Origin of the sequence: Streptococcus mitis, from assembly GCF_001074635.1 — a bacterium.
GTDB classification, from domain to species: domain Bacteria; phylum Bacillota; class Bacilli; order Lactobacillales; family Streptococcaceae; genus Streptococcus; species Streptococcus mitis_E.
On sequence record NZ_JUQO01000123.1, the window covers coordinates 1 to 6923 of the forward strand.

Sequence of the window (6923 nt, forward strand, 5' to 3'; positions counted from 1 at the left end):
GCGTTTAAAAATTTCCGTATTTTGAAGTCCTGCTTCTTTTGCTTGATTGTAACGTATTTTTAAATTCATGACTATATTTTCTCTCTCATCTGCTACATTCCAGCCTTTAATAGCATAAACCGCCATCCGTTCCATCAAACATTCCAAAACATCTACTAGCAATTTTTCGGTTATCCTACTGTTAATACTATCTACTCCCACTCTATAATTATAGAGTGCCTTATGGATATATGTCAAACGGCGAGATTCTGCAAAAAGGCGATAATTTGTACGAGTGTCTTCTATCGTTTTCCCTTTAGGAAAGGAAATAGCATCAAACAATCTATGCGCAAATAAAATTCCCCAACTTGTTGTAAAAGAGAAATCCTTACGTTCTAATGCGGGTAGTTGCTGGATGAGCTCCTCCCCACTATAATGAGTTTCATAATAATCATCAAAGATGTGAATCCAGTAACAGTTATCCTTCACATCAAATTTTTTATAATTCGATACAACTACTTCTGCATCATTAAACAAGGCTGCTCGGTACAAATCCTCTACATAAGTCAGTTCTATCCAATCATCTGAATCAACAAAGGATATAAATTCCCCTTTCGCCTCAGCAATACCAGCATTTCGAGCGTCTGACAAGCCACCATTTTCCTTTTCAATATAACGAAAACGACTATCCCTCGCAACAAACTCCTGACAGATAGCAGCAGAACCATCTGGTGAACCATCGTTAACCAACAGAATCTCTATATTTGAATAAGTCTGTTTAGCAATGCTGTCCAAACAGCTCCATAGATAATTCTCAACATTATAAATTGGAACGATGAGACTAATTAATGGTTGCTGATAAGTGACCCTTTCTCGAACTTCTGACACAAATGATTCATATTCTCTAATTGCTTTTGATGTTGGAAAACCAGATATTCTATATGTCACTACATTTTCCATTCTTTTAAAATAATAGAAAGTCGGTAGTCCCATCCTGTCAATTTGTTGGAACATACTTTTATAAATTTCCAACTCTTGCAATGCTTTAAGTTCATTAACATTTTGTGATGTACTAGCATCATGTGTTCTGTAGATATAAGTATAGTCTCTCACATAAACAACTGACTCAACTCCAAGATATAAATGAAAGAAGAAATTCAAGTCTTCTGCATAGCTTACTTGTTCATCAAACAAAAGATTTCCAACGATTTTTCTTTTTATTAATTTAGATGAAATAGAGTAAAAACTATGATCTAGCTCTCCCAACCTTGGAAGAATTTCCAAAAAAGAATCTCTGCTCCTTGTACCAAGATTAAGAAATTCATCATCCTCCCTTGAATAACTTCTCAAATAAAATACACCATCTTGAGCAAATCGTTTATAAGTAGAAATTGCTACATCTGTATCATTCTCTTTAAGAGCAGTATAAAGAACATCTAAATAGTTTTGTTCAACCCAATCGTCCGAATCAATAAAAGTAATGTAGGTCCCCTCAGAATGTTCAAGTCCTAGATTACGGGCAGAAGCTACACCACCATTGTCCTTTTCAAAATAACGAAAACGACTATCGCGTTCCACATACTCCTGACAGATTATTCCAGATGAATCTGTTGAACCATCGTTCACGAGCAACACTTCAAAATTAGCATAAGTTTGATTCAGAATACTATCTAAACACTGATGTAAATACTTCTCTGTATTATAAATCGGAACGATAATACTGATTAATTCATTATTCATCTTTCTTCTCCAGTTCTAGCTGATTGATAATACTTTCTAAATCAAGATGATCAATCTTATGTTTCAACTTTTCCCTTTCTTCTTCATATCCATAGAATTCCAACTCTGATAATCTTCTTTTCAACACATAGTCATACATTCTATATGTTTTTACAATATCAAACCCTTCTCTATCTTTGGTTTCACGAATTCTTTCTTCCAAAGCATCAATATAATCCATATGTGATAAATTAAAACTTTTAGATAAACCATTGGGATTGTATCGATACACATAAACAGTCTGATTACTTACAGCTATCTTTTCTGCTTTTAAATATAGTTTCCAGGTTGTAAATTGATCTTCTGCGTATTTTCCATAAGGATAGCGAATGCTCTCAAATAAACTGCGCTTATATAATTTTCCCCAAGCAGTGGAAAAACGTAAAAAATTTACATCTACCATATCATCCAGTTGTTGAACTGCATCAATATTATCAATAAAAGTGATAGGTAGTTTAGGAATGTCATGCTGCGTGAAAAATTGAAAATAAGGTTCTTCAAAGTAGCAAAAGAAGCCTACTACTAAGTCTGATTCCCCAAGCAGGCTAGTTGCATACAGCTTTTCCAGAGCTTGCTCCATCAAAAAATCATCTGAATCAACAAAGGTTACATACTCTCCCGTAGCTCTATCTAAAGCATAGTTTCGAGCGTCTGACAATCCTCCATTTTCCTTCACAAAATAACGAATACGATTATCACGTTCCGCATACTCCCGACAAATCTCATCAGAAGCATCTGTCGAACCATCATTTATCAATAAGACTTCAATCTCTTGGTAAGTCTGATTCAAAATACTATCTAGACATTGTCGTAAATACTGTTCAACATTGTATACAGGTACAATTACACTAATTAAAGGGTATTTCTTCATTTTATTTTTCCAATACTTATCAACTAAATAAACTTCTTATTTTTTCAACCATCTTTCAGGTTCGTCCTTTTTACAAATATAGCTTGCTTTTCCTGCAGTATAATCTGTACTATCAAATGTCAATATTGGTTTCCCAAGATTGTTGATTTTTTCTATAATATGATCAACTTCTGCTTCATAATTAATATCCAAATAAAAATTAATTTCTTCCACTACTTTTCTTAAATTTTGCAAACAAAACTAATGTTCTGATACTCAGCATTCTGTCTTACTCACTTTTACATCTGATTTAGCAGTAACAAAAATGATATCTGAAATGAAAATCATTAGAAAAATAGATTACTTCAATAAGTTTAACCATTTTTCTGCAATGACCTCATCCAAATAAGAGGCTGCAATGCGATATGAATGCTGCGATACTTCATTTTGATTCAAATCAAAAAACTCCAATACTGCCTTCGTCATTCTTTCAACACTTTCTTCTTTATCTTGACCTTCAGAATAGGGAACTAAATAACCATTCTTCCCATTTTGAATAAAGGTAGGTGCTCCATAGGGAACATCTAAACCTACTAATCCCATACCAGAAGCCACCCCTTCAAGTAAGGTTAGCCCCAAGGTCTCCCAAGAAGAAGTTGATAGATAAAGCTGGTGTTTTTTATACTCTTCTTTTAAATTTTGATAGCCACGTAACCTTATATATTCTTCAGCATTCAGCTCTGAAATCAGTTGGTTCAATTTATGATAATCTTCCCCTTGACCATAGATATCCAAAGTAAATTCTGGTATTTTCTCTTTAACCTTTGCTCCTACCTTAATCGCTATATCGACTTGTTTGCGATAGTTTAAGCGAGCAGCAAGCATAGCCGAATAAGGAACCATCGTCTCTACATTGCTCTCGATACTTTCGATACTAGCAGCTGGTATCACACAAATCAGACAGCTAGGTAAGCCCATCTCTCTTAGATAGTTCTCCAAATCTGTTTTTTGTGCTTCTGTTGAAACAATCATAAAGTCAAAAGAAGTCGCGTTTTGAAATAAATAATGATACTCATTATTCATCGCACCCGTTTTATATTGATGGAGTGAGTGAAGAAAAACTCCTATTTTGGCACGATTTCCATATTCTAAAATGGCCTGTGAAAAGGAAAATCTAGAAACCCTGTCCATAAGGACGACATCAGCAGAAGAAAGGGACAAGGATTTGATAAAATATTGCATTAAGTCGTATTCGCCTTCAAGCCATTCCGAACCAAATCGATACCGTGTTTTTCCTAATGATTGGAAACCTTCATAAACCACTTCACTTTCGGAATTATAGAAACACCTTTTGCTCCACTGATAAGTCCCTTTATCAAACCACTCTCTACATATCAAATAAGAAGTATAATGATCTCTCTGATAGAGTGTATCTTGATAAAAATGATCAACCTGATAAACTATTCTATCCTCACATTTCAGAAATAGCCTATGATCTTCAGATATTTGACAAACGATTTGATGCTGGTCTCTCTCAACTATTGTACTATTCTCTAAGTGCAATCTACTAATCATCTCTTCACTAGTGATAGTTGATCGTACACCTTTTGCTCCAGCTAAGTAAAAGGGAGCAATCATCATTTTATCTAGAGGAATCCCAATATGTTGAAAATAAAGAAAATCTTCTCTTGGAGGAATGACAGAAAATATGTAACGAACATCTAGATTCGTCTTTTTAAAGATCCGAGCACGATTGGCCTGAGAACGATCTACACCATTTGGTTCATATCCTACTAATAAGTCAAATAGATAAACTGTCACTCAATTTTCCACCTTTCGAAAAGCTCTATTGTAATCTCCTTTAGTAGAAGATTGAATCCATTTCCATTGCTTTTGCAAAGCCAAATGATACATTTCCTCTGAAACGACAACTTTTTTGATAGCATCAATCAAATCAGCCACAGCTTGACTTGAAGATAGATGCTCAGGACAGATAAAACCTCTCCTATGCTGAGTCTCCTTAAAAGCAAATAAAAGCAAACCTTTTTCCAAGGATTCTTCCACAGCATTCAATATTTCTATACTATGGTTAATATCTAGATATAAACTACACTGTTCTAGCAAACTTTCATACTCTGCCTGGCTAATGCCTGGATGTAAATAGACATTTTCACGTATTCCAAGATCCAATAATCTAGGCCCCATACTCGTAAGAGCAGCGATATGAAACTCAATCATCGGCAACTTCTCAATAATTTCCTCTATTTTTTCAATTTCTTGTGTGTGAGTCATGATGAGCGCACAATGTTGATTTACATTCATTTTTGAAGGATACAAGGGGCTGATATGATGAATTTTATCGTTTGGAGTAAGGGATTCAAATACTGAATAATGATAAACATAAAGTCTATCTACTTTTGATAGGTACTCCTCTACTTCTTTGGTTTGAATCGGTTCTTTAGAAGAGTAAACTGCAGAAACTTTTTGACTATCTAAATAATCTGCTATTTCTAAATCTCCAACAACTAGCACTTCATTTTCTAAATCAAATAACTCTATACAAGCCTGCCATAGTTCATCTTCAGTATAAATATGGGTGATTTCATCTTTAAATACAGTATATAAGCTTCGCTCTACATTTTTTATCATCAATAGAGTATTTTGAGCGTCATAATAATGAACCGAGATACTCTTTTCTGATTCATCCATTATCTCCTGTTTATAACGCCAACCATTTTCTAAATAGTAATCGCAGCTTATAACTTTTCCCTGACTATCCCACCATTCAACCCTATCTACTGTATATGATTCTTTATGACGGTAGAAAATCTGACCTCGTTGAATATCTTTATCCCATATGGTTGCGCAATCTTCTTCCATACAAATTTCCCAATATTTAGGAACCGCCACTTTCAAAGCTATCAATGATTCACTTTTATATTGATTTAATACTGATTTCTTTGCAAGTAGCATCGGTAAAAAATGAATATAGTCTTGAGTCTGTTCTGCATACTCCATGGTTAAAACATGAACCCCAATACCAGAAGAAAGTACATTTTCTACAAATTGCTGCTCATCCAGATTATACTGCTTTGTTAGATAAAGCATCGATATCTCCCTTTTATTCCTCCATAATCATAAACTGATTAAAATGATAATTCCTATAAAGATAGAATGTAATCACACATCTTTTGAGGTTCCGAACTAGAGAATACCTGATCCACATGATAGGGATTCACTACCGTATCAAATGTTAAAATTGGTTTTCCTTTTTGTTTTGCAGTTTCAATTACTTGTTGATTTTTTTCCTCATAGTTAATGTCTAGATAAATGTCACACTCATCAACCAATCGATTGCGATTCCAATCTAAAATAGCTGGATATAATCTTACATTTTCATATTTTCGTAAACAATTCAAAACATCACCCATTAACGTATTGGCTGCTATATGAAACATGAAATTTGGTAAATGAGTAACTAAATAATCAATCTGTTCCAATGACTGACTATCTGTCATAATAAATATGTCACGTTTTTTTCTAGGTGTTTTATGACTCGTAATCTCTGACCAGTCCATCATTGAATATCTCCACCATACTTCTCTTAAACGAGAGTAAGATCTTAAATTCCAAGGCTTATCTCCTGAAAGATAATGAATAATAGCTGGCAGTGGGTCTGTCGACATTTCTAAAATAAAATACTGCTGTCTCTCCTCTGCAATGCGGTCATAACCCACTTGGAAATTATAAGTATCATCTAATACGATATAGCGTTCCCCTGCAACACGATTAAAGACAGTTTGATCTGACTCTGGCAATGTTTCATGATCCCTATCAGTGATTTCGATTAAAGTCGCTTGAATATTTTCTTCTTTCCACAACTTATTATTAATTAGCAAGACACCTGAATTAAATCTATCTTCTAATCCATAAATAACTTTAGCCGCTGCCAAAAGTTTATCACCAAGTTCGATTTCAAATAACTCATTTAGTGATCTCGTTACAATCGTATCACTATCCAAATACAGCACCTTATCTTCTTCCACAAATTGTGGGATAAAGTATCTCGCAAAAGACATATGGTTCATATGAGCCCCAAACGGAGGTAACTTCCATGTTTTTGAGACCAAGCCGCTTGTCAACTTCACATCAACTAACTCACTCTGCTTCTGACCCATTTTTTCACGAACACTGATAAACCATTCCTGAGGAATATCTTGATTTAAAATATACACTTTGCAATTCTCATGATGATAGCAAATTGACTTTAATGTTGCTTCTATATATCGAATATAGCCATAATCACCAGCTAAAA

General features: G+C 34.3%; 6 protein-coding genes. All 6 read right to left on the bottom strand.

Annotated features, from left to right (window positions below; translation table 11 throughout):
- Nucleotides 1–1719, bottom strand: a 1719-nt coding sequence (locus ADI58_RS05115) for a glycosyltransferase family 2 protein (protein ID WP_049521710.1), incomplete at its 3' end; no start/stop codon positions are given.
- The gene (locus ADI58_RS05120; RefSeq protein WP_049521711.1) at nt 1712–2629 is read right to left on the bottom strand and encodes a glycosyltransferase family 2 protein; all 918 of its coding nucleotides are present in this window, start codon (nt 2627–2629) and stop codon (nt 1712–1714) included. The genes ADI58_RS05120 and ADI58_RS05115, both read right to left, overlap by 8 nt.
- Nucleotides 2630–2665: 36 nt before the next feature.
- Nucleotides 2666–2842 carry a hypothetical protein gene (locus tag ADI58_RS11285; RefSeq protein WP_161800933.1) on the bottom strand — a complete coding sequence of 59 codons (177 nt, stop codon included), beginning with the start codon at nt 2840–2842 and terminating at the stop codon, nt 2666–2668.
- A gap of 126 nt (nt 2843–2968) precedes the next feature.
- Nucleotides 2969–4429, bottom strand: coding sequence for a glycosyltransferase (locus ADI58_RS05125; protein WP_049521712.1), 1461 nt, complete (start codon nt 4427–4429; stop codon nt 2969–2971).
- Complete coding sequence (locus ADI58_RS05130; protein WP_049521713.1) at nt 4430–5716, bottom strand: hypothetical protein; 1287 nt, start codon at nt 5714–5716, stop codon at nt 4430–4432.
- Nucleotides 5717–5769: 53 nt separating this feature from the next.
- The coding region (locus ADI58_RS05135) for a glycosyltransferase (protein WP_065428652.1) at nt 5770–6923 on the bottom strand (1154 nt) is incomplete at its 5' end.

Bases quoted from the DNA above. Each gene is read 5' to 3' on its own strand.
- ADI58_RS05120 (WP_049521711.1), bottom strand. From the start codon at position 2,629: ATGAAGAAATACCCTTTAATTAGTGTAATTGTACCTGTATACAATGTT.
- ADI58_RS05130 (WP_049521713.1), bottom strand. From the start codon at position 5,716: ATGCTTTATCTAACAAAGCAGTATAATCTGGATGAGCAGCAATTTGTA.